Annotated in this window: 14 protein-coding genes and 4 tRNA genes; 2 read left to right on the forward strand and 16 right to left on the reverse strand. The window is 45.0% G+C overall.

All coding sequences use genetic code 11. The annotated features are described in order from the left end of the window. The 9 genes from mvk to MAF46_RS03870 form a co-directional block, all read right to left on the reverse strand. Nucleotides 1-1,164: a mevalonate kinase gene (mvk, locus tag MAF46_RS03830; protein WP_081090800.1), complete on the reverse strand. Its 1,164-nt coding sequence runs from the start codon at nucleotides 1,162-1,164 to the stop codon at nucleotides 1-3. Nucleotides 1,165-1,745: 581 nt separating this feature from the next. Then, nucleotides 1,746-2,192 carry a 50S ribosomal protein L9 gene (gene rplI / locus MAF46_RS03835; protein WP_004112972.1) on the reverse strand — a complete coding sequence of 149 codons (447 nt, stop codon included), beginning with the start codon at nucleotides 2,190-2,192 and terminating at the stop codon, nucleotides 1,746-1,748. Nucleotides 2,193-2,208: 16 nt separating this feature from the next. Next, nucleotides 2,209-2,457, reverse strand: coding sequence for a 30S ribosomal protein S18 (rpsR, locus tag MAF46_RS03840; RefSeq protein WP_004105399.1), 249 nt, complete (start codon nucleotides 2,455-2,457; stop codon nucleotides 2,209-2,211). 207 nt (nucleotides 2,458-2,664) lie between these two features. Beyond that, complete coding sequence (gene ssb / locus MAF46_RS03845; RefSeq protein ID WP_060785657.1) at nucleotides 2,665-3,306, reverse strand: single-stranded DNA-binding protein; 642 nt, start codon at nucleotides 3,304-3,306, stop codon at nucleotides 2,665-2,667. 117 nt (nucleotides 3,307-3,423) lie between these two features. Then, nucleotides 3,424-3,720 carry a 30S ribosomal protein S6 gene (gene rpsF, locus MAF46_RS03850; protein ID WP_004131822.1) on the reverse strand — a complete coding sequence of 99 codons (297 nt, stop codon included), beginning with the start codon at nucleotides 3,718-3,720 and terminating at the stop codon, nucleotides 3,424-3,426. 196 nt (nucleotides 3,721-3,916) lie between these two features. Further along, the gene (locus tag MAF46_RS03855; RefSeq protein WP_004131821.1) at nucleotides 3,917-4,933 is read right to left on the reverse strand and encodes a ribose-phosphate diphosphokinase; all 1,017 of its coding nucleotides are present in this window, start codon (nucleotides 4,931-4,933) and stop codon (nucleotides 3,917-3,919) included. 67 nt (nucleotides 4,934-5,000) lie between these two features. After that, nucleotides 5,001-6,023: a ribokinase gene (locus MAF46_RS03860; RefSeq protein WP_060785656.1), complete on the reverse strand. Its 1,023-nt coding sequence runs from the start codon at nucleotides 6,021-6,023 to the stop codon at nucleotides 5,001-5,003. A gap of 98 nt (nucleotides 6,024-6,121) precedes the next feature. Further along, nucleotides 6,122-7,486, reverse strand: a complete 1,365-nt coding sequence (locus MAF46_RS03865) for a PFL family protein (protein WP_060785655.1) — start codon at nucleotides 7,484-7,486, stop codon at nucleotides 6,122-6,124. Between the two features lie 19 nt (nucleotides 7,487-7,505). Next, the gene (locus MAF46_RS03870) at nucleotides 7,506-7,799 is read right to left on the reverse strand and encodes an ACT domain-containing protein (RefSeq protein WP_004131818.1); all 294 of its coding nucleotides are present in this window, start codon (nucleotides 7,797-7,799) and stop codon (nucleotides 7,506-7,508) included. Between the two features lie 459 nt (nucleotides 7,800-8,258). Between MAF46_RS03870 and MAF46_RS03875 the strand changes: the two genes are divergently transcribed. Beyond that, on the forward strand, nucleotides 8,259-16,718 hold the full coding sequence (locus MAF46_RS03875) for a Rib/alpha-like domain-containing protein (RefSeq protein WP_060785654.1): 8,460 nt from the start codon (nucleotides 8,259-8,261) through the stop codon (nucleotides 16,716-16,718). Between the two features lie 390 nt (nucleotides 16,719-17,108). Here MAF46_RS03875 and MAF46_RS03880 read toward each other — a convergent pair. From MAF46_RS03880 to MAF46_RS03895, 4 genes are all read right to left on the reverse strand, one after another. Continuing rightward, nucleotides 17,109-17,181, reverse strand: a tRNA-Val gene (locus tag MAF46_RS03880). Nucleotides 17,182-17,221: 40 nt separating this feature from the next. After that, nucleotides 17,222-17,293 (reverse strand) — tRNA-Val (locus MAF46_RS03885). Between the two features lie 31 nt (nucleotides 17,294-17,324). After that, nucleotides 17,325-17,395: transfer RNA gene (locus MAF46_RS03890), tRNA-Cys, on the reverse strand. 27 nt (nucleotides 17,396-17,422) lie between these two features. Then, nucleotides 17,423-17,495: transfer RNA gene (locus MAF46_RS03895), tRNA-Gly, on the reverse strand. A 331-nt stretch (nucleotides 17,496-17,826) separates the two neighbouring features. Here MAF46_RS03895 and MAF46_RS03900 point away from each other — a divergent pair. Then, entirely contained in the window at nucleotides 17,827-19,098 is a 1,272-nt protein-coding gene (locus tag MAF46_RS03900) for an ATP-binding protein (protein WP_004132222.1), read from the forward strand. A gap of 350 nt (nucleotides 19,099-19,448) precedes the next feature. Here MAF46_RS03900 and MAF46_RS03905 read toward each other — a convergent pair whose 3' ends face one another. From MAF46_RS03905 to MAF46_RS03915, 3 genes are all read right to left on the reverse strand, one after another. Then, nucleotides 19,449-20,369, reverse strand: a complete 921-nt coding sequence (locus tag MAF46_RS03905; protein WP_060785653.1) for a hypothetical protein — start codon at nucleotides 20,367-20,369, stop codon at nucleotides 19,449-19,451. A gap of 794 nt (nucleotides 20,370-21,163) precedes the next feature. Beyond that, nucleotides 21,164-21,955, reverse strand: coding sequence for a DeoR/GlpR family DNA-binding transcription regulator (locus MAF46_RS03910; RefSeq protein WP_016636371.1), 792 nt, complete (start codon nucleotides 21,953-21,955; stop codon nucleotides 21,164-21,166). Nucleotides 21,956-22,347: 392 nt separating this feature from the next. Next, nucleotides 22,348-24,006, reverse strand: coding sequence for an MDR family MFS transporter (locus MAF46_RS03915; protein WP_060785881.1), 1,659 nt, complete (start codon nucleotides 24,004-24,006; stop codon nucleotides 22,348-22,350). Nucleotides 24,007-24,127: the final 121 nt, after the last annotated feature.

Genomic DNA, 24,127 nt, shown 5'->3' on the forward strand with positions numbered 1-24,127 from the left:
CTAACTGCCGATTTCCACAATCCACGTTTTGGCAGCACCTGCACGCTCTAAAGCCAGCGCCACTTTAAGCGCATCCTCGTAACTTTGCGCAAGCGCGATAACGCATCCGCCACCGCCTCCACCAGTTAGCTTTGCTCCCAAAGCACCACTTTTGCACGCAGCACTAACCAACTCGTCTAAAAGTGGCGTGCTCACGCCTAATTGCGCAAGAATCTTGTGCGCGCGGCTCATCTTAAGCCCAATTTCCAGCGGCTGCCCAAGCTCTAAATCCTCTTGCGCGCTAATAGCAATTTTCCCAAGCTGCTCTAGCATCGCATCAACCGCATGCGGATTCAAATCGCGCTTTTTGCGCAATTCTTCAACCGTATCGCGCGTTTGACCCTTGCATCCCGAATCAGCCAAAACAAGACACGCGTGCAATCGTATATTTATGTTGCTAAATTCGCCGCACAAAAATCGCACCGCGCGCGCCGAAGCAGTAGCCTTAGCGTCTAATCCCGATGCCTTTCCATGAGCAACATTTTCCGCCTCCTGCGTAAGCGCAAAAAGCTGATCCTCGCTGGCTTCAATCGCATAATAGTCTAGAATCGCGCGAATTACAGCGCCTGCAGCTGCAGCCGACGACCCCAATCCTCGCTCTGGCGGAAAATCGCAAGCCGTTTCCACTTGTAACGCTTCGCCGCGCCAATTCGCAAATTGCAAAGCCTTATAAATCGCGGTTTTAATGGAGTTCAAACACTTTGGTGCATTTTTTAATGGCCCGCAAAAATTCAACGCTTTAAGCGTTACGTAACTTTGAGCAAGCTCTTGCAAGCTGTTTTTATTAGGATTATTTTCGATTTGTGCAACTAGCTCGTCGGTTGCTTGTGACTTTTGCGCACCTGTGTTTAATACGTTTTCTGCGTTTGCGCTACTAACTGTTGCGCGCATCTTAAGATTTTTCAGCGGAAGAGCCACTGCACTGTAGCCATAAACAACCGAATGCTCACCAAAAAGAATCACTTTTGCGCAAGTCTGCCCAACGCCAATGCGATTATGTACGCGATTTTCCGCGCTCTCACAAATATTCTCATTCTTGCGCTCATTCTTGCAATCGCACGGATTGGACGCGTGGCGATTCGCTAAAGTGTTGCACTCAGTCACTAATCCTCCTTTGCGACTCATCTGGCTCACTCGCTGGCATTGCTTAATTGATGCGCGTTTAAGCTTATTTGCACAACTTTTATAATTTAGTAGCTAAAGCGACTAAACACCACGATTTGTGCAATACACACACAACACATTCACATTTCCCGCTTCATGTAGTGCGTTTGTATCATAAAACACGTAAATCCAGTACAAACACACTACAGTTCTACGTGTTTATGTAGTGCGATTGTACTAAAAACACCAAAATCAAATACAAACACACTACATGACAGGTCGTCGTTCGCGCGGTCTAAGCGCGCGAACGTCTTCGCCGCACGTAAAGTCCACTGGACTTTACGTTTGAGCGGCTCAGCGCTCCGAATTGCCTTTTCGCTTAGAGCGTAGCGCGAAAACAAAAAAGCTCTGCGCAAGTCGCAGCAAGTAAAACTCACCACAATTCGCACAGAGCCAATGCTTAAGATCAATCCAAATGGATTGCCTCCCATCGCAAATTTCGCAGAAATCCTGCAAGAATACGCAAATCCTACAAAACTCGCAAAATCACGATAACCAGCAAGAACTCACAAAACCCGCGTGGGAAGCTGGAACACGTTTAACTACTCAGCTACAACCTTAACAGTAAAGGAAGCACTGATTTCTGGGTGAAGAGCCACAGTTGCTGGGAATTCGCCAGTGGTCTTGATTGCAGCAACGCTAATAGCGCGTGCTTCAACGGCGGCCTTTGGTGCCAAAGCAGCAGCAATCTTATCGGCGGAAATACCACCGAAGAGCTTGCCAGACTCGCTCACCTTAGCGGCGATTTCTACAACAGTGCCTTCGATTGCTGCCTTAGCTGCAACGGCCTCTTCGCGAGTGGCCACAGCCTTAGCCAAGCGTGCGCGACGCATCGCTTCAATCTGGGAAGCAGCGCCCTTATTCCACGCAAAGGCCAAGCCCTGTGGAATCAAGTAGTTACGTGCGTAACCAGCCTTAACAGTAATAACGTCACCCGAGTGACCCAAGTTTGCAACGGTCTTGGTGAGAATAACCTTGGTTTCTGCCATGTTCTTATCCTCTCAATCAGCGACCAGTGGTGGCGTATGGGAGCAAAGCCATCTCGCGAGCGTTCTTAACGGCCTTCGCGATCTTGCGCTGTTCCTGTACGGTTACACCAGTAATACGACGGGAACGAATCTTGCCGCGGTCCGAAACGAACTTACGCAACAAAGCAACGTCCTTGTAATCAATTTCAGTAATCTTGGCAGCCTTCAAAGGATTTGGCTTCTTCTTAAAAGGCTTGACCGGTGGTTGCGGCCTCTTACGTGACATAGGATGTCCTCTCTTAAATGCGTTAAACTTTTGTTTTTGTTTATACGCTAAACTGATGTTTTTAATTGTAAAGTCGTATTTAGATTTTTACCAGCATTAGTTTTACAAGCAATAAGTCATATTCGCTAAACTATCTGCCCTAAAGCAGCGGCGACTAGACGCCATTAGCGCGCGCATAAAACTAGTAAACCAGTAAAACTAGAAAAACTAGAACTCTGGCTCTTCGTCTGATCCACCAAAATCGGAGCTAGCTCCAAACGTTGCAAATCCGCCGTTTGATGGAGCAGAAGCACTCCACGGATCTTCAACGTTTACGCCCTGATTAGCGCCATTTTGCGCATTCATACCAGCACCAACAGCCGCACTATTCGCATAATTCGCGCCGCCAGCATAACCGCCAGTGTATCCACCAGCATTCATACCAGCTCCAGCACCAGCGCCCTGATTGAATCCGCCATTGTTCCCAGCAAAACCGCCCTTCGAGCTCAAACGATTAACCTGAGCGGTTGCAAAACGCAAGGATGGCCCAATCTCATCAATCATCAAATCAATGCTGTATCGTTTTTCGTTGCTGTTTTTATCAACGTAGTTGTTTGCACGCAACCTACCTTGAACAATAACGCGCATTCCCTTTGTAAGCGTTTGCGCGCAATGCTCAGCTAAGTCACCCCATGCAACGCATCTAAGCGATAATGGCGTGCCGTTAACGTAGCTGTTTGTTCTTCTGTCAAAAGTAGAGGAATTAGAAACAATCGTAAAAGACGTTCTAACACTACCGTTAGAACTGGTAGCAGTCTCTGGCTCTTTAGCCAAATTACCAATCACCGTTATAACAGTTTCTCCAGCCATCGTAGCCTCTTTTCTATTAAGACTTGGAACAATTTAGTAAGACTTGGAACAATTAGAGCAAATCCAAAATAATTTTGACTATTTTCAAATCTTGACTTTACTTTGCTTTATTTCGCTTTACTTTGCGTCCTTGCGAAGAATCTTCGTGCGGACTACAGATTCGTTAAGGTTCAAAACACGGTCAAGCTCGTCGCTAAGAGCTGGCTCGGCAGTGTAATTCACTACAACGTAGTTACCTTCGTTCTTGCCATCAATCTCGTAAGCAAGCTTACGGCGACCCCAATAGTCGGTACCATCAACGGAACCGCCCTCTTTGGTGACAAGCTCAAGATACTGCTCGGTCAACTTCTTAAGACCGCGCTCGTCAAGCTCTGGATCGGCAATGAACATCAGTTCATACTTATGTGCAGACATCACCCACCTCCTTCGGACTATTCGGCTGCGGGCTTTCCACAGCAGGAGTGTGTTTGCAAAATCGTTCGTAAATCAAGTTATTACACAATTTATTACGCAAATTCTCACGCAATATTTTTGCATATTTAATTTTACGAACAACCTACTAAGTCTACATCATGCTTGCGACTCACCGCCGCGCAGCTAATCAACAACACTAATGAGCGTAAATATTCCTATGCTTCATGTCTTCTGGAAGCGCGTTTCTAAGCGAAACAAGCGATCCCGACCTAAACACGGACCTAATTCCAGCAGCCAAAAGAGGCGCAATCGAAAGAACCGTCATGTTTTCTAAGCGCTTTTCTTCTGGAACAGGAACAGTATCCGTTAAAATGATTTCGCGCGCGCCGCAATTCTTAAGTCGCTCTACTGCAGGGCCAGATAGCAGCGCATGAGTTGCAACCAAAGTAACGGATTTTGCTCCAGCGCCTTTAAGCGTGCGCACAGCTTCGCAAATCGTGCCAGCCGTATCGATCATATCGTCTACAACAATGCAATCGCGGCCTTGAATGTCTCCAATAATTCCATGCGCTTCCGCGTGATTTGGCCTTGTTATATCGCGCGTTTTGTGAATAAACGCTAATGGCAATCCGCCAAGCTTTGCAGCCCATTGTTCCGAAACCTTAATTCGCCCTGCATCTGGCGAAACAATCGTAGTGTTTTCTAGGCTCATTGTGTTGCGAACGTAGTCAATAAGCACTGGCATAGCTGTTAAGTGGTCCACAGGCCCGTCGAAGAATCCTTGCTCTTGAGCCGCGTGCATGTCTACAGTCAAAATACGAGTAGCTCCAGCGGAACGGAATAAGTCAAACATAAGTCGCGCTGTAATTGGCTCGCGGCCTTGATGCTTTTTGTCTTGACGCGAATACCCAAAGAAAGGCGCAACAACGTTTATGCTTCTAGCGGATGCTCGCCTTAAAGAATCCACCATAAGCAGCTGCTCCATAATCCAATTGTTGATTGGATCTGTGTGCGCTTGCAAAACAAAAACGTCTGCGCCTCGAACTGGCTGCGTAAAGCGCACATACATTTCTCCGTTTGCAAAATCGTAGGCAGTTGTTTCCAGCACGTCTATTCCAAGGTAGTTGGCGGTTTCTTCCGCAAGTTGCGGATACGCTCTACCCGTTACAAGCATCATTTGCTTTTTTGGAGTGCCTTCAAGAATTGTTGACATATTTGCCTTCCCGTTTGCAAAATCTGTAAAAACGCATACGCGACTAGTTTAGCAGCATACAACGCCACTACTCAAATGCGCGAACAACCTGCTGCGCACTTCCATACGAGCTTTGTGCTCCAAATCCCATTGCTGCATACGCCGAAACGTAAGTGGCAACTTGCGCGCTTTGATCCAGACTAAATCCAGCTGCAAGTCCTGCTAAAACGGTTCCCATAAACGCGTCTCCGCAACCCGTTGTATCTACTGCTTTAACACGCTGAGGGCAAATGCGCACAGCCTTCTTGCCATCTTGCGCAGCATAGTCTAAAACAACCGAGCCTTCTGCACCAAGCGTTACAACTGCCTCGTCAAAGCCGTACTCGTGCATAATGCGCGCCGCATCATGCCAATCAAAATCATCCCAATTTCCGTCTTCTGGCTCGCTAATTTTAAGCAATTGCGCCATCTCGTGCTCGTTTACAAGAAGTATGCTTGCGTTTTCAATCAATTCGCGTGGCAGCTCGCTTACAAAAGGAGAATTATTTAGCAAAACTTTTACGCCAGCCGCACGCGCAATTTTTGCCGCCGCCGTTACGGTTTCCATTGGGCTTTCTAGGCAAAGTCCTAAAACGCTTGCGCCGCAAATTGCTTGCTTAACATCGTTTTGATTAATGTATTCAACGCTCACTTTTGCATTAGACCCTGGAGCGTAAACGATTGTGTTTTCGCCACCTTTTGCGTCTACTGTTATTACTGTTGCGCCACTTTTTACGCCTTCTACGCGCAAAATTCTAGACGTGTCTACTCCAGCAGATTCTAGCGTGTTTAGTAGGAATTTTGCATTTTCGTCGCTGCCTACCGCGCCAAACATTTGCACGTTTGCACCTATTTTTGCTGCAGAAACGGCCTGATTTCCCGATTTTCCGCCTGGAAGAACGCGCAAATCACTTCCGTTTACAGTTTCTCCAGGATTTGGGAGACGATCTGCGACTATTGTGTAGTCTGCGTTCATGGAGCCTACTACAGCAACGTGATTGCTTGATTCGCCTATCTTTTTTAGCGCGCTAGCAAGCATTTCGCCGCTTAGTGGCGTAGTCTTTTCCATCATAAATCCTTTCGTAAACTTCCATTAATTCGTGATTTAAGCGTGATTAAGTATTAATTCAAGCCGCAATCAAATCACAATTTAACTTACGATTAACTCGCCTAATTCTTAAAGCTATGAACAGGCGCTGGAATTCTTCCGCCACGCGAAACAAACTCCTCGCAGCTTGCGGTATTTACTGGCATAATAGGAGCGTACCCCATTAAACCGCCAAAATTAGCCATTTGCCCAACGCTTTTACCTTCCACAGGTATTATGCGTACAGCAGTTGTTTTTTGATTTATCATGCCAATTGCTGCCTCATCCGCAATCATTCCAGATATTGTTGCAGCAGTTGTGTTTCCAGGAATCGCAATCATATCTAGGCCTACGGAGCATACGCACGTCATTGCTTCTAGCTTTTCTATTCTAAGGCATCCAGACTTTGCAGCAGCAATCATGTTTGCATCTTCCGAAACAGGTATAAACGCGCCAGAAAGCCCGCCAACGTAGCTGCTGGCCATTATTCCGCCCTTTTTAACTTGATCGTTAAGCATTGCAAGAGCGGCTGTTGTGCCAGGCGCACCAACAGTAGAAAGTCCGATTTTCTCTAGGACTTCGCCTACGGAATCTCCCACGGCTGGCGTTGGCGCAAGCGACAAGTCGATTATTCCAAACGGCACACCAAGCCTTCTAGATGCCTCTTGCGCAACAAGCTGACCGACTCGCGTAATCTTAAAAGCTGTGCGCTTAATCGTCTCGCACAAGAACGCAAAATCCTTGCCACGCGCCTCGTCTAGCGAGCGCGAAACCACGCCTGGCCCCGATACGCCAACGTTTATTACAGCGTCTCCTTCGGTTACGCCGTGGAATCCGCCTGCCATAAATGGATTATCGTCTGGAGCGTTGCAAAATGCAACGAACTTTACGCATCCGTACGAATCACGGTCTGCAGTCGCGCGCGCGATTTGCTTAACTACTCGTCCAAGCAACTCCACACAATCCATATCAATTCCAGTGCGCGTGGACCCAACGTTTGCGCTCGAGCACACAATATCCGTCTCGCTCAAGGCTTTTGGCAGCGATTCTATAAGCATGCGATCGGCAGCTGTCATGGATTTTGCAGGCAGCGCAGAGTAGCCGCCAATCAAATCTACTCCAACTTTTTTGGCAGCCTTATCTAGCGCGTGCGCGATTTGCACAAAGTCGTCTGGGCTTTTGCACGCTGCTGCTCCAACTAGGCTTATTGGCGTTACGGTTATGCGCTTGTTTACAATCGGAATTCCGTAGTCGCGCTCAATCGCGCAGCCCGTGCTAACTAAGTCTTTTGCAAGGCGCGTAATCTTGTTGTACACGTTTTCGCACACTTTTTGCACGCTTGCGTCTGCGCAGTCTAGCAGATTTATTCCCATTGTTATGGTTCTAACGTCGAGCTTTTCTTGCTCGATCATGGAGTTTGTTTCGCTCACTTCCATAATGTTTAGCATGGGCTTCTCCTACTAATCCCTAGATTCTGTGCATGTTTGTAAATATTTCTGCGCGCTGGCAGTGTATGCTAACGCCTATTCCTTCGCCCAGCTTTGCCAATTCTTCGGCCAGCTCGCCAAATTCTACGCTTATTTCGTTTACGTCTACAATCATCATCATGTTAAAGAATCCGTTGACGATTGTTTGAGATATATCTAAAATATTCGCCTTGCTATTTGCTAAATGAGTCGTAACTTTTGCTATGATTCCTACAGCATCTTTGCCCACTACGGTGATTACGGCTTTGTTTTCATCATTATTAGTGGTGTTCATAATCACTCCTATTGGCTATATGTGATTTTTGCTGCGCAACAGCTGTTCTATCTATTCTGCTTGCCATTCGCGCGCGTTTTGCTCCTTATTTATACTATTGCCCGCCGCGTATAATCGCTTAGTTGTGCAACACGCCAAAATAACATATGAATAAATTTTCATAAAAGGTTAAAAATTTATAATAAAATCCTCTATATATCGTTATATCAACATAATATGCGTCAAATACCCCCCCCCCATCAGTAAATTTTACACTTATAAACAACGTCACGCTTAAAAAATTTCACTCAAAAAACAAAAATACGATATAATATCTTGAATTGATGAATATTTATCTGTTCATGTAATTGGGCAAAGCTTGAATGCATGCATGTTAAGCACACATTAGCAATCGCAATGCATCGCATGCTCCGCAAAGCGGCCGAATAAAAGAAGAACACAAAAAGAACGGGGATTATTATGGTAAAGAGCACTCGCCAAAAGCACGCTCGCAATCAAGAGTATCGCTCATTTGCAAATGTAAGCGCCGATTTTAGTGCATCAACCGCACGCAAACTGTCACTTAGCGCACTTACAACAGTTCTTACTGCCGCCACTTGCTTGGGCGGTCAGCCAATCCTCGCATCCTCTAATATTCTTCTTCCTCCAACTACTGCGGCATTTGCGCAAGAAGTGCGTAACGCAGACCCTACTCCTTGGCTACATACGCCAAACATTCTTGAGTATCAGCGCTACCGTTACTTAAACAGTAAAGGCGAATTTGGCTACGTTGGAGACGATAAAGTCGGCGACTGGGATAGAATCATCAACAAAACCGACATGTATGCACACGTTCAAGGCGAAGGCAATAACAAATACATGGTTTTCGACGTGTTCTTTAACAACGACGGTAAATCCATGATTTCTGCATCAAAAAAGCATCAATACGTGTGGCAAATTCCTTATGCAATTGCCGATTTAAGCAACGGCGGATATAAGAATGACACTATGCGCAATCTTAGATTTGACTTCTACAAGCGCAATGACAAATCACCTCAGACGTATGCAAATCTTTCTCACGATATTACCTTGTTCGATTACGACGCAAGCAAATCGTTCAGCCAAGACTTCTTGAAAGATAGCCAGGATCACAATAACTCAACATATCACTACTCTATAGGTGTACGCCCTGGCAGACCAGGTGATCAAGACATAAAAGATAACTTCCATGTTAACCCAGATGCTTTGGATTCTGCTATTAAAAAGGCTCTCCCACCAAACCAAAGACCTTATAACGGCTACAACTATGGCATTGGCATAACAACAACTCACGTTGATTACGCTGTTCACATGCATTGCGAGTTGAAGCTTAGACCAGGCGTAACCGATGAAGAAATCAAGAATGCCTTTACTTGGGCAAATAGCAGCTCTTATGGTAGAACTACTCATTCTGCTTACACCTTTATTTCTGGTCGCACAAAAGATGAAAATGTGCCACCTACAAAAAGCGATAAAATCCCTCCAAAGCTGTATTTTAATGGCAAAGAGATTAGCGATTCCAACAACAGCATTACCGTGTATCAGGGAGATATTCCTACAATCAAATTCGGAACATCCGACGACAGTGGAAAAGTAACGAAATTCTCTGTAAGCGGATTGCCAGACTTTGCTAAAAATGGCAATGTTGACGAGAAAAACGATAATGGCATTAACGCTAGCGAAAGCAATCCTCATACCAAGGTTGTTGAAAACGTTAAGTTTGAGCACAAGAACGGCAATACGCCAGTAAACTCCGACTACACGATTACTGTTTCTGCAACCGATGCTTCCGGCAACAAAGCAGAAAAGAAAGTCACTGTACATCTTAAGAACCAAAATCTTAAGCATAAGGTTCCAACCGCTACCCCAATTACTGTTGATTGGGGTCATAAGCCAACTGCAGATGAGCTCAAGAAGCATGTTTCTGGAGCCGACGGCGGCACGCTTACTTTTGACTCTATTCCAAATACTGAAATTCCTGAGCAGTACTTTAACGGAAGAGATACTATTCCTGCATACGCTTCTGGAAAAGTGACGTATAGCGATGGCTCGTATCACAATGTGACTGTTCCTGTGAATGTTAATAAGCCACTTTCTTTACAACATAAGAGCGAGCTTAAGGATCACACTGTTGAAGTGAGCGTTAAAGATAAGCTCACAATGACCAAAGATGGCAGCAAGGTTGACGCTAAGGAATATCTTGGTATAACCGATAAGAAGGTTAAAGATAACATCAAGAGTGCAGAGTGGGTTAATGGCGAGCCTTCCACAGACGTTGCAGGAAAGAGAACTTACACTGCTAAAGTCACGTTTAATGATGGCAGCACAGCGGAAGAAAAGGTTACTTTCACGGTTCGCCCTCAAAAGCCTAAGATTGAAACTGATTTGACTGGCGTTGCAGGCGTAAAAAACAAGGAAGTTGTAGTTGACGCTGGCCCTGGCACCGAAGGAAGCACTGTAACTCTTAAAAGTAAAGACAATAATAATAAAGTTATCGGCACTGGAAAAGTTGGAGCCGATGGCAAAGTTACGATTACTGTTGAAGACGGCATTCCTGCTGGAAATGTAACTGCCGTAACATCTACAAATCCTGCAGATCCAACTAAGGAGCAGTCGGTCCAGTCGCCAGTAAGCGACCCTAAGAATGCTACTAAAGACGACAAAGCTCCAACGCTTACTGCCGATAAAACCAATATTGAAGTCGAAGTTGGCAAAGATTTAACTATCAACCTTACAGCAAAAGACAATTTGAAAGTTGATAGAATCGACACATCAACAGCTACGATGACTCTGTTTAAAAATGACCAAACAAAGCTGTTTAGTAACCTGACTCGCGCTGGATCAAAGTACGATTCTAAGAACACAGACAAAGAGAAGAAACTTACTTATACATTCTCTGGCTTTAAGACTGAAGAAATTGGCACATACGACTTAACATTTAAGGCATTCGATTCTGCAGGAAACGAGTCAACGCCTGTAACTGTAAAGGTAACAGTTAAGAAGAAAGAAGATCTTCAGACTAGGCCTATTACTGTTAACTTGGGTCAAACGCTAGACGAAAAATGGGCAAAGAAAACTATAGCCAACCACAGGAGCTTACCAAAAGGGACTAAGTTCGCATGGAGCACTGAAACTGGCGGAACTCCAAACACTTCCACCGTTGGCAAGGAAAAGCCTGGAAAAGTTGTTGTAACTATTCCTACTAACGACCCAAATAATCCACAAGTTGAAACTGTTGCCGTTAAGGTAACTGTTAAGGATAGCGAAAGTCCTAAAGTTACGATTCAGCAAAAAGGCGAAGGTGGCACATATAACACCATTAATGGTGAATATCCTGATGGGCCAAAACACGCACAAGTATTCACTATCACTACATACCGCGGCGATAAGAACGATATTAAGATTACTGCAACCGACAACAGCGGAAAAGTTACAACTCTTACTTTAACGCCTAAAACTCCAGGCGAGACAGAAAAAACTCCTACTGGAACTGGCACAACTGCAGATCCTAAGACTTTGACGCTTGACGGCACTACTCCACTCAACACTGAGCCTGGCGAGTATAAGCGTACTATCACGGCGGTGGATCCTTCGGGCAACACTACAAACGTGTCTGTGAAGTTTGTTGTTAAGACGCAGGCAGATAAGTATAGCAAAGTCACAGGCACGCCTGTTACGTACAACATGAGTAGCGGAACAACGCATCCAGATCCTAAGAGCGGCATTAATGCAGATGATCTAAAGAATCTACCTAGTGACGCTACCTACTCTTGGACTACGGAGCCAGATTGGAATAAGCCTGGCAAAGATACAACCGCTACAGTCCGCATAACGTTCCCAGACGGCTCAACTAAAGACGTGGAGACAAAAGTTACCGTTAAAGACAATATCGCGCCTGTTATTAACACACCTAGTACCAATAAGGCAAAGAGAGCAGACACTGAGAAAACAGCTGAGTACTACCAGTTCAAGGTGCATAATGGCAAACCGTTCAGCATTGATATCAACGCTTATGACAACAGCGGAAAGATTAAGAGTGCAACAATAGCAACATTCCCAGGTCATGACGGAAAAATCACTATTGACAATCAAAACGGGAATTCTGCAGAAAAGCCTGCGACTATTCATATTAAAGGCACTGCTCAGCGAGATGCGAATATAACCAATTCGTCAGACAATAAGTGGTCTCGTGAACTTGTTGTTACAGACGAAGCTGGCAACGAGTCTAAGCTAAAGGTTCAGATTTCCGTATACACGGATGCTGAAGAGCATACTGCTACAGCTAAGCAAGTTGATAATCCTAAGGATAACAACGCAATTACCAACGCGATCACAATAACAAAATATGATAATCCAAATACGCCAATCGATAAGACTGGTATAACATTTGAAGTTGGAAAAATTCCTACAGATGATGGAAATTACACTGTTCCTGTAACTGTTAAATATCCAGATGGATCTTCCAGCAAGATTGAAGTGCCTATTGTCGTTAATAGGGAGTCCAACAACTATGACCCTGTTGGTAAAACTATTACAGTTCCATGGAATTCAAAAGAAGATCTTTCCAATAAGATTAAGTCGTTTGATAATGGCGGCGGCTTGACGTGGAATGGCACATCTGGAAACGATAAACTCAAGTCAGTAGAAATCGTCAACACAAAAGACGTTCCAAGCACCGATAAGCCTGGCGAAAGCCAAGTGCAGGTTAAGGTTACGTATTCGGATGGCTCTAGTGACGTTGCAACAGTAACTGTTAAAGTTTTGGATCCACAAAACAAGGATTACACGCCAGAAGGCCAAACTATTAAGGTTGACTACAGTAAGACGAAGAACACTACCATAGAGGATAGTGTAAAGAAGAATGGCATTAAGCTAAAGAAGAATGGCGCTGACACGACTTTGCCTACTGACGCAACAGTGACCATTGACAGCAATAGCACTATTCCAGATGGCACTCAGCCTGGCGATTTTACTGTTCCTGTAACTATCACCTATGGTGATGGTTCAACTGATCATGCAACAGTGACCGTTAAGGTTGGCGAGCCTCAGAATAAGAAGTATGAGCCAAATAAGCCTGATGGAATCAACGTTGGTTATGGTAAAACCAAACCTTCTGACAATGACATCATTGCTAAAGTCAAGTTTGACGATAAAAACCAACCTCCAACAGACGGTACAAAAATTACAGTTGACGATGGTCAAACACCTATCGACACTACTACTCCTGGAACCGTAAACGTTAAGGTTACTGTGAAGTATCCTGACGGTTCTGAGGATCACGTGGAAGTTCCTGTAACAGTTGGCAATCCAGATAACGTTACTCATAAGGCTTCTGCAACTCCTATAGAGTTGAAGCGCAATAAAGACAATACAAATAAGCCAAGTGAAGATGACATTAAAAAGCATGTCACAACTGACGTTGATAAAACTAAGAAGCAGCCAACCATTACTGTAGATACGGATAAGATTCCAACTACAGATAAGACTGGCACAACTAACGTACCTGTAACTATTAAGTATGAAGACGGCACTACCACAACTGTACAGGTTCCTGTTATTGTAACGGATACAAACGCAGACGAATACACTCCGAACGTTGACCCTGTGGAAGAGCCGTATGGCACTGGTAAAGAAAAGACCAAGGAAGCTGTTACAGCTGCTGTAACTGTTCCTGATTGGCCAGATAAAGATGATAAAGCTAAGCCACAGCCAAAAGTCACTATCACCAGCAAAGATGAGGATATTCCAGACGGCACAAAGCCTGGTACTTATCATGTAAATGTAGATGTTGAGTACCCTGACAAAACTGTTGATAAAGTTACTGTTGATGTGACTATTAAGAACAAGCAGTCGGATACTTTCGAGCCAAAAGCAAAGCCTGTTGTTAAGCCGTATGGCACGAAGGTTACATCTGATGATGTAACTAAGAATGTAACTGTTCCTGATTGGTCAAAAGATTCAAAGGAACAACCAAAGATTGAGTTGAACGAGCCTAACACAAAGCTTCCAGATGGTAAGACTCCTGGAAACTCTACTGTTAAGGTTAAAGTCACCTACCCAGATGGCACAACTGACACTGTTGACGTGCCAGTAACTATTAGCAATAAGCAGTCTGAACTTTACCCACCTAAGGCAGATAATCTTGAAAAAGATAATGGTCAAAAGCCTTCGGACGACGAAATTATCGGCAAAGTAAGTGTTCCTACCTGGCCAACGAACGAAACAAATAAGCCAACTTACTCTATTGCTGAGGGAGATAAGTCTAAGATCCCTAATGGAGATAAGGCTGGCAAGTTTGAAGTGCCTGTAACAGTTACGTATCCGGATGGATCAACAATCGTGATTAACGTGCCTGTAACTATTAAGGCTCCAACTGCTACAGCTAAAGTTGTGACTGTGCCAAAGGGCGTGGAACCTAAACCAGAAGACAGCATTGCCAATAAGGATAAGTTCCCTGAGGGTACGCAGTTCGAGTGGAAGAAAGACAACGGCAAGGAAACTGGCAAACCAGATACTTCTTCGGAAGGAAACAAGTCAGGCATTGTTGTTGTAACAGTTCCAGGTCAAGCTCCTGTGGAAGTGCCAGTAACTGTGAACGTTGTTGACCCAAGTGCTCCACAAATCAATGTGCCGCAAGGTAAGGATTTGCCAAAGCCTGAAGATGTAATTAATGGTTCCACTGATAAGACCAAGTACCCAGAAGGAACTAAGTTCGAGTGGAGTAAGGAAGATACACCAGATACCAAGAATCCCGGCACGAAGAATGGCAAGATTATTGTTACTATTCCAGGCCAGGATCCTGTGAAAGTGCCTGTAACAGTGAACGTTACGCCAGATCCAGAAGCGAAGGTTGTTAATGTGAAGGTTGGCGACAACCTTCCAGACGCATCGAAGGGTATTGCTAATAAGGATAAGTTCCCTGAGGGAACTAAGTACACTTGGAAAAACAATGGACCAAGTACTACTACTCCAGGCACCACTAAAGGCACTGTGCTCGTTCATATCCCAGGTGTGAAAGATCCAGTGGAAGCCACAGTTACTGTGAACGTAAATCCTGCGCCTATAGCGAAGGAAACCTTCGTCATTCAGAACAGCGATCCAGATCCTAAGAACAGCATTAAAGACAACGACAAGTTGCCAGAAGGAACCACATTTGAGTGGAAGAAAGATGCTGCTCCAAAGACAGACAAGCCAGGCAATACTACTGGCACTGTGATTGTAAAGATTCCAGGACAAGAGCCTCAAGAAGTGCCTGTAAAAATTACTGTTACAGCATCTCCTGAAGGAAAAGACGTAACTGTGCTGCAAAAGACTGACGGCAAGGACAACACTCCTCAGCCAAAGGATGTTATTAAGAATAATAGCGATTTGCCTGAGAATGCCAAGACTTCTTGGAAGAAGAAGCCTGATACGTCAAAGACTGGCAACCAGACAGGAATTGTGACTGTTACAGTGCCAGGCGAGCCAGATGTTGACATTCAAGTCAACGTGCTCGTTGTTCCAAATCCAAAAGACAAGACAGTAAGCGTGCCAGTAAACGCCAAGCCAAAGGCAGAAGATAGCATTGCAAACAATGGTGACTTCCCACAAGGCACTACTTTCGACTGGAAGAAGGATGGCGAGCCAAAGACAGACAAGCCAGGCACCACTAAAGGCACTGTGCTCGTCAATATTCCAGGCGTAAAAGACCCAGTAGAAGTGCAAGTAACAGTAAACGTGACCAACAAGCCATTTATCAACGATGGCAATGCTGAAAACACGCCAACTAAGCCTGATAAGACCACTATTACTGGTAAAACTCAGCCAGGAAACACAGTAACTGTCAAAGACAATGACGGTAATACTGTTGGTACTGGAGATGCCAACAAAGACGGAAACTTCACTATCGAAATCGATAAGAAGGATCCTGGCACAACACTCAAGCTTGTTCCAAGCAAGGGTGGAGTTGATGGTGACGCAACTACTGTAATCGTCACAGCTAAGCCACAAAAGCCAACGATTACGGTACCAACCGACAACCAGAAGAACGACGGAAACGTAACTGTAACTCCGCCAACTGATGACACAACGGTTGTGAAAATTGAAATCAATGCTAAGCCAAATTCAATCAATGGTCCAGAACAGCCAGTTCGCACAATTATTGCTAAGAAGGATAACGATGGTAAGTGGAAGATTGACGGAGACGCTCCAGAAGGCGTAATCGTTAATCCAGATACTGGCGTTGTTACTATTCCAACAAAGAATTTGGAAGACGGCAGCACTATTACTGCAGTATCTAAGAACAAGACGGACAAACCATCTGATCCCGCTACTGCTGTAACTGGCTTTAAGACTCCACAGATTAGTGAGCAAACGCTAAAAGACAATCCAGATGATTCTACTAAACAAATCATCACTGGAAAGACTCTTCCGGGCGCAACAGTAACTGTTACCGACAAAGATGGAAAGCAAATCGGAACAGGCGTTGCAGATAAGAATGGCAACTTCACTATTACTATCAACAAGCAAACGCCTGGTGCGATTGTAAACCTTACGCCTACAAACGGCACAGGTGATTTTGCTAAGACTGGAAACACTGTTGAAGTAACGGTTGACGGAGATATTGCCGTTCCACGCATAGATACGCCTGCAGACGGAAGCCACGACAATAATGGCAACAACGCAAACAACGCCAACAACGCAAAGAATAATGGCAACAAAAATGATGCTAGCAGCCACAATGGCAGCAATAATCATGGAAACCAATCTCACAATAGTGGATCTAATAGTGGATCTAGAAGAGGTAAAGGTGCGCTAGGCAATACTGGCGTTGGTGTTGCATTAAGTGCTCTTGCGTCTGCGATGCTTGCTGGCATGGGTGCTGCAGGAAGGGCTGTATCTCGCCGCAAGAAGCGCAACTAGCTAGCACGCGCTAAGTAACTATAAACCAACAAACAAAGGCCTGGAGCGATTGCTCTGGGCCTTTTTTATTGCCCGCTTTTGTAGACATCCGCTTTTTGTAGACATCCGCTTTTTGTAGACATCCGCTTTTTGTAGACATCCGCACTTTGTAGCTCTAAACAGCGTGCCGAACAACAAAAAGCGGAAATTCATGTAGTGCGATTATACCTAAAATATGGCGTGTCGCGTCGTTCGCGCATTACAGCGCGCTCACGTCTTCGCCACAGTAAAGTCCAGTGGACTTTACGTGTGAGCAGCTCAGCGCTCTATTCCTCACGGCTATTAGTAGCCGCGCGTTCGTAAATGAGTAAAAAAAAAACGCGGTAAAATACCGCGAAAACAAACATATTGTGGGTGATATAGGAATCGAACCTATGACCCCTTCCGTGTGAAGGAAGTGCGCTAGCCGCTGCGCCAATCACCCAAAATTTTTTTAATTATGCGTGAAAGGCAATCCTTTCGAGTGGGCGATACAAGGTTCGAACTTGTGACCCCTTCCGTGTCAGGGAAGTGCGCTACCACTGCGCCAACCGCCCAGGTTGTTTATTAAGCTAACACGCTCAATCGAGGTGGGTACGAGAGTCGAACTCATCTATACGGCTTTGCAGGCCGCTGCCTAACCGCTTGGCTAACCCACCACAAGGCCGATAACTCACCAGACCTAGAGCGGACAACGGGACTCGAACCCGCGGTCTCAACCTTGGCAAGGTTGCGCTTTACCAACTAAGCTATGTCCGCAATGCTTTCTCACTAACTAACGCCAGCCCGAAGCACGAGTAACTACTATACCAGAAATATTTATAAATTCAAGTCCGCCGCCCATTGGCGTGTCGAGCAACAAAAAGCGTCTATTTTTGCCCGCGTTTGTTCCCATTTAACGCAATTCGGGAAATAAACACGCGAAAATCGCTTGCGCTGTCCAAGCACACTATACTTACGGCGGTATTGAGTGACTGGAAGTAGTCTTCCAAGCATGAGCTTGTTTTGCGGAATTTGGAAGTAGACTTCCAACTTTTGCCATTTTGTACTAAACTTGGAAGTAGACTTCCAACTTGCGAAAGGCAAACGTATGTATTCCAGAACTGATTATCTTAATAAGCTTCTTGCTTTTAAAGACACTGATTTTGTAAAAGTGATAACAGGCGTACGTCGCTGCGGAAAATCGGTTATTCTTCAACAATACATGGATTCTCTTCGCGAGCTTGGAGTGCCAGACTCGCACATAATATACATAAATCTTGAAAGTTTTGAATATCGCGACGTGCTTACAGATTCCAATCTTATGGATGTTATCTGTTCAAAAATGCACAGTGGTAAAAATCGCAGTGGTAAAAATCCAAACGGTAGCGAAAATTCGAACAATGGCAAAAGTCAGCAAACAACCGCAAATCAACAAAAAACGTACATTTTAATAGACGAAATACAGTTTGTAGATGGTTGGCAAAAAGCCATTAACGCACTTAGAGTTAGTTTTAATTGCGATATTGTTATAACGGGTTCTAACGCAAAACTTCTTTCTGGTGAGCTTGCAACTAATTTAAGTGGAAGGTACGTTGAAATACCAGTATATCCGTTCTCTTTCAAGGAATTCTTAGGAGCAAAGCAAATCGACGTTAATTCTAGAGAAGTCGATTTGGCATATAAAGAATACGAACAATATGGCGGCTTTCCTAGTGTTGTTCTTGCGGATGAGCCGCTTAGATACACTATTCTTTCCGGAATATATGATTCCATTATTCTTAACGATATTGCTGCTCGCGCGCAAATAAAAGATAGTTTTACTCTTAAAAGAATAGTCGCATTTTTGGCCGATAATGTTGGTCAGCTTGTTAATGCTTCCAAAGTTACGAGTCTTTTAAAAAATGAGCGGATAGAAGTTTCGAATCATACTATTTCTAGGTATTTAGAGCTTTTGCAAAATGCTTATTTGTTCTTTGAAGTTCGCCCGTACGATATTCGAGGTAAAGCATACTTGAGGCAGAATGCAAAGTATTTTATTGTTGACAGTGGTTTGAGGAATCAGGCAGTTAGTCATCGTCTTGGGAATATGGGTAATCGCTTAGAAAATATTGTATTTTTGGAGTTGCTGCGAAGAGGGTATGACGTTGATGTTGCTCGAGTTGAGGGTAGTGAAGTAGATTTTATTGCGCGCAAGGGCGATTTGGTTGAATATTATCAAGTTACTCAGCAATTGCCAGAAAATACGCATGAAACCGATAATTTGCTTAAATTACGCGATAATTACGCGAAATTCCTTATTACAGGCAGATATGCTGGAGTTGATTTAATAGACGGCATTCACGTGAAGTATGTGGTTGATTGGCTGATTGATAAGTCTTGATAAGTCTTGATAAGTCTTGATAAACGCTCGCAGATTGACCGTCTTTTGGCGCGCGCTGCGCCGCAAAACGCACTACATGAAACTGGAAAAGAAAAAGGCTTGTTAGAAAACCTAACAAGCCTTTAAAACTAAAGAACAGAATCCCGTCCCTAGCGGAAAACCATCTCTAGCAACAAGCATTAAGCACCCGCAAGCAGAATAAAGAACCTACACGGTAAGAAAAGGAAATTTCGGCAAACCAAGCAAACTCTAAACCCCACATGCAAGCTGCAGCACAAAACACGCGCCGCCGCCTAACGCAAGCCTATTTTTTACACGCGCACCAGCGAACACCAGTGCGCGCACAATGCTTAGTGACGAGCCTTGCGAACAGCAGCACCCATGCCAGCAAGCATGGTGGCAGCCAAAGCGGTCAAAGTTACGCCAACACCAGTACCAGGCAACTTCTTACCGCCATCCTTCTTCTTCTCAACCACAGTGGTCTTAGCACCAGCAGCAGCACCATTAGCACCAGCCTGACCTGGCTTTGCAGCACCAGTATTGCCCTGCTGAATCGTTGCAGATGGAACAATACTCAAAGCATTCTTAACAGCCTCATCATCAGCCAAAGCTTCCTCAACTCCAGCCACAGTATCATCAGTATTAACAGCTGTCTCATCCAATGCAGTTAAAGCGTTAACAGCCTTAGCATAATCACCAGTCAACAACTCCATAAAGTTTTTGTAAGCATCCTTGAAAGCAGCACTCTTCTTCTCCTGCACCTTCTCAGCCTTCTTCAAAGCAGCATCAGCACCATTTAGGGTATCCTTCAAAGAGTTTACACTCTTCTTATCTTTATTCTGAGCCAAAGCACGCTTCGCATCATCAACACTATTCTTCGCCTTCTGAACAGCCTGAACAGCATTATTAAGACCAGTAGCAGCAGTAGTAAGAGCAGTCTTCTTCTTACCCAACTCAGCCTTCTGCTTATCAAACTCAGCCTTAGCATCCGCTAACTTAAGAGCATGAATCTTATCATCTGTAGACTCAGAATCCTTCTTCTTAGGAGTCTGATCCTTCTTAGAATCCGCAGGATTCTGATCATTCTTAGGAGCCGCAGGAGTCTGATCATTCTTAGGAGCCGCAGGAGTCTGATCATTCTTAGGAGCAGCAGGAGTCTGATCATTCTTAGGAGCGGTTGGAGTCTCAGCAAATGCTGGGGTGGCCATTGTGAAGCCAGCAAGCAAAGTTGCGCCAGCAGCGAAAGCGGCGATAGCCTTCTTATTCATCATTTTATTTTCCTTTCTTCTTCTCCTATGCGTTAGGGGCGCATAGAAAAATTTGCTCCACAATCCAAAACGAATCGTGGCACACGGCCAAACTAGGTGCGGCCATGTTTGCTATTAACATACCCCCCCCCCGTTTGAAAAAGTCAAGCCCCAGCCACACATGCTAAACCGAAAAAAATGATGTTATACACAAACTAATCCACAATTAAGCCACACTCGCCGTAAAATTTGTGGATAAACAACGATTAAACCGTAAAAATACGCATTTCAAGGTTTTTGAAGAATTTTCCCAGGTTTTTTTAAGGAAAGACTTTTCGCGCGTGTCGCAGTACAAACACACTACAAAAAATGAACAAAACATTGAACAAAAGTCAACATAAACAACAAAAAGCGGAGAAACGTTAGCGCAACCTAAGCGAGAAGGCAAGTCATGTAGTAAATCAAATGCAAACACACTACAGTTTTGCGTGTTTATGTAGTGCGTTTGTATCAAAAAACACCGAAATTCGGTACAAACGCACTACATGGCAGGTCGTGTCGTTCGCACGGATTAGCCGTGCGAACGTCTTCGCTTGCGTTGAAAGCACACCGTGCTTTCAACCTTAAGCAAGCTCAGCGCGCCGAATTGGAAAATCGTTAGCGCGGTCTAAGCGCGCTAACGTCTTCGCCGCACGTAAAGTCCACTGGACTTTACGTTTGAGCGGCTCAGCGAATCGAGGTGATTTCTCGCGCATTATGCAGCTCGAAATCGTCGATTCGCGCTACGCTTTAAGCGAAAAGGCAGGTCGTCGCGCAAACTATTCGCCAGTAACTGTTGGCGCAAGAACTAGATTCTTAACCAACTCGCGAGTGCGAAGCTGCGAATCAGCGTCTAAGCAATCGTCTGTAATAACAGTGTCAACCTGGTCAAATCGCGCAAAAAGCGAAAGCGACGTGCAAGTCCACTTAGTATGATCCGTTAATATAATCGTGCGATCCGCAATATCCATCAAAGCCATATCCGTAGCGGCTTCCAGCGAATTTGGCATAAGGAATCCGCGAGGCAGGCTCACGGAATGCGTGCCCAAAAATACTGTGTTTACGCGCAAAGACGAAACAACTTTATCGGCAATAGGTCCAACCAGCGAGTTGGAACGCGTAATCACACCGCCCGTAACAATAACCTCAATATCTTTAGATTCAAGCGCTTGAACAAGCTCCGCAACTGGAATCGAATTTGTTAGAATCGTGATTCCAGATGCCCTGCGCGACTCAAGAAGATGCTGCGCAAACACGTATGCGGTTGTTCCGCCACCTATTGCAATCACATCTCCTGGCTGAACATAATCCACCGCCTTAGTGGCGATTGCATCCTTAAGCCCCATGTCCATCTGCGACTTTACGGAAAACAGCGGCTCTGAAAGAAGCGTGTTAGTTGTAACAGCACCACCGTGCACGCGCTTTAGAAGACCGCGATCCGAAAGTTCCGCAATATCCCTGCGAATTGTCATTGCAGAAACGGCGAGTTCCTTAGAAAGAGCGGTAATACGCACGGCCCCCCTGGTGCGAAGGCGGCTCAAAATCAATTGTTGACGCTGTGAAGAAATCATGTGAACATTATCGCACAAGTAAACGCAAAAAACAAACGCAGATGAGCGTTTCTAGGCTCAAAACGTTATGTATTTAACAAAAATCACATAAAATCTGGCAAAACGAACAAATGCTTGTAAAAAGTGCGGAAAATCGTTCGCGCGGTCTAAGCGCGCGAACGTCTTCGCAGCGCAGAAGCAGTGCTTCTGCCTTGAGCTGCTCAGCGCTCCGAATTGCAAAATCGTTAGCGCGGCCTAAGCGCGCTAACGTCTTCGCCGCACAGAAGCAGTGCTTCTGTTTTGAGCGGCTCAGCGAATCGAAGTGCATTCGCGCGCTACGCTTTAAGCGCTCATGCAAGTAGATTCGCGCTACGCTTTAAGCGAAAAGGCAGGTCGTCGCGCGCGCAAATATATCAGTATTGATGATGCGTATGATCGTGCATAACATCTTTATGCTCCGATGCGTGCGGAATGTGCAAAACGCGCATACGATCAATCGCCCTGCGCGCAAGCTGATGCGCCGAACCCGCGCCTTCTCCCTTAACTCCAAAAATAACAATCAACGCCATAATAGCCGTAATAATCGCGCTAATTCTCAAAGTCCATTGCACGCCAAAAATACTAGCTGCAACGTTATCCGCACTTCCAACGCCCGTAAGAACGTGATGCCATTGCGTAAAAGTAGCCATTGTTACAACAAGCACAGGCGCACCAATCGCACCCCAAAGCTGGCGCATTGTGTTAGTCACAGCAGACCCATCGCCAAGCTCGCTTTGTTGCAAACAGTTTAATGACCAAGTTGTAACAGGCATAAGCAAGAAACCCATGCCGATTTGACGCGTAAATTGCCAAATAGAAATCCACCAAATCCACGTATGCATGTCTATAAGACTCATCATGACTGTGCCAAAAAGCAAAATCAACGAGCCAGCCATTGCCACTGGCCGCACGCCGAAACGATCGAGCATACGCCCACCAAAGTATTGCGAAATGGCCATTCCAAACGCGCCTGGCAAAAGCACAAGGCCGCTCATAGTGGCGGAAAAACCGCGATCAGACTGAATATAAAGCGGAATAACAACCATAATCGAGCTAAACGCAAAGAACGTTAAGCATGCACAAGCCGTTCCAACTGTAAAATAGCGATTTTTCAAAACGTTAATGCCAAGTAGCGGTTGCTTACCACTCGCGTGCGCGCGCAATTGTCGCACAACAAACCACGCCACTCCGCACGCACCAACAAGCATAGGCGCCCAAGAGAACGCGCTAGCAATTCCGTACGCTTCAATATTTGTAAAGCCAAACATAACGCCGCCGAAGCCAATAATCGAAAGTCCAACGGAGAAAAAGTCGGCCTTAGCGCTGCGATCTTGCTCACCAAAATTGTGCAAGAAGAACGCAGAAAGAACAATAGAAATTACGCCAATAATACTAAGCGACAAGAAAATTGAACGCCACCCATTAAAATCGGTTTGCATGCCACCAACAGTTGGGCCGATTGCAGGCGCAATGCTCATAGCCATACCAACGCTGCCCATTGCCATTCCTCGCCGTGTTACTGGGTACACGGAAAACACGGTGATTTGCAACACTGGCCACATAACGCCCGTGCCAATCGCCTCTAAAGTTCGACCAGCAAGCGCCATAATAAAGTCATTGCTAAGCCATGCCATAATTGAGCCGAGCGTAAAAAGAATCATAGACGATATAACGATTTGACGCGTGGAAAATCGCCTAGTTAAAAACGCAGTAAGCGGCACCATAATGGCCATAATCAGCTGAAAAATAGACGTAAGCCACTGACCTGTAGTAACACTAATGTTAAATTCGCGAACAATCGTTGGCAGCGCGGCCGTAAGTTGCAATTGCGCAAAATTACCAATAAACGTTATAAATGTTAGAATTGCCAAAGAAACCAAGGCTGCTCGAGTAAGACGATTGTTCTTATACGCCTGCTCACCAACAAGAGCATGGCTAAGTTCACGCAAATTCCCAAAAGGCTTGCATTTATAAGACTTGCTAACAGAGTCACTACTCTTATTAAACCATGATTTTCTAGGCAATATTGTCACTTAAACTTCCTTCCATATTTGCAAAACACGCATAAAATAATCAGCGATTATTGCAAAATCAAGAAATATACTCGACTCTACAATAATCGCCTTAAAACAAGCTATAAGACTACTCCGTGAG

The organism is Gardnerella pickettii, assembly GCF_029226345.1.
Classification (GTDB): Bacteria; Actinomycetota; Actinomycetes; order Actinomycetales; family Bifidobacteriaceae; genus Bifidobacterium; species Bifidobacterium piotii.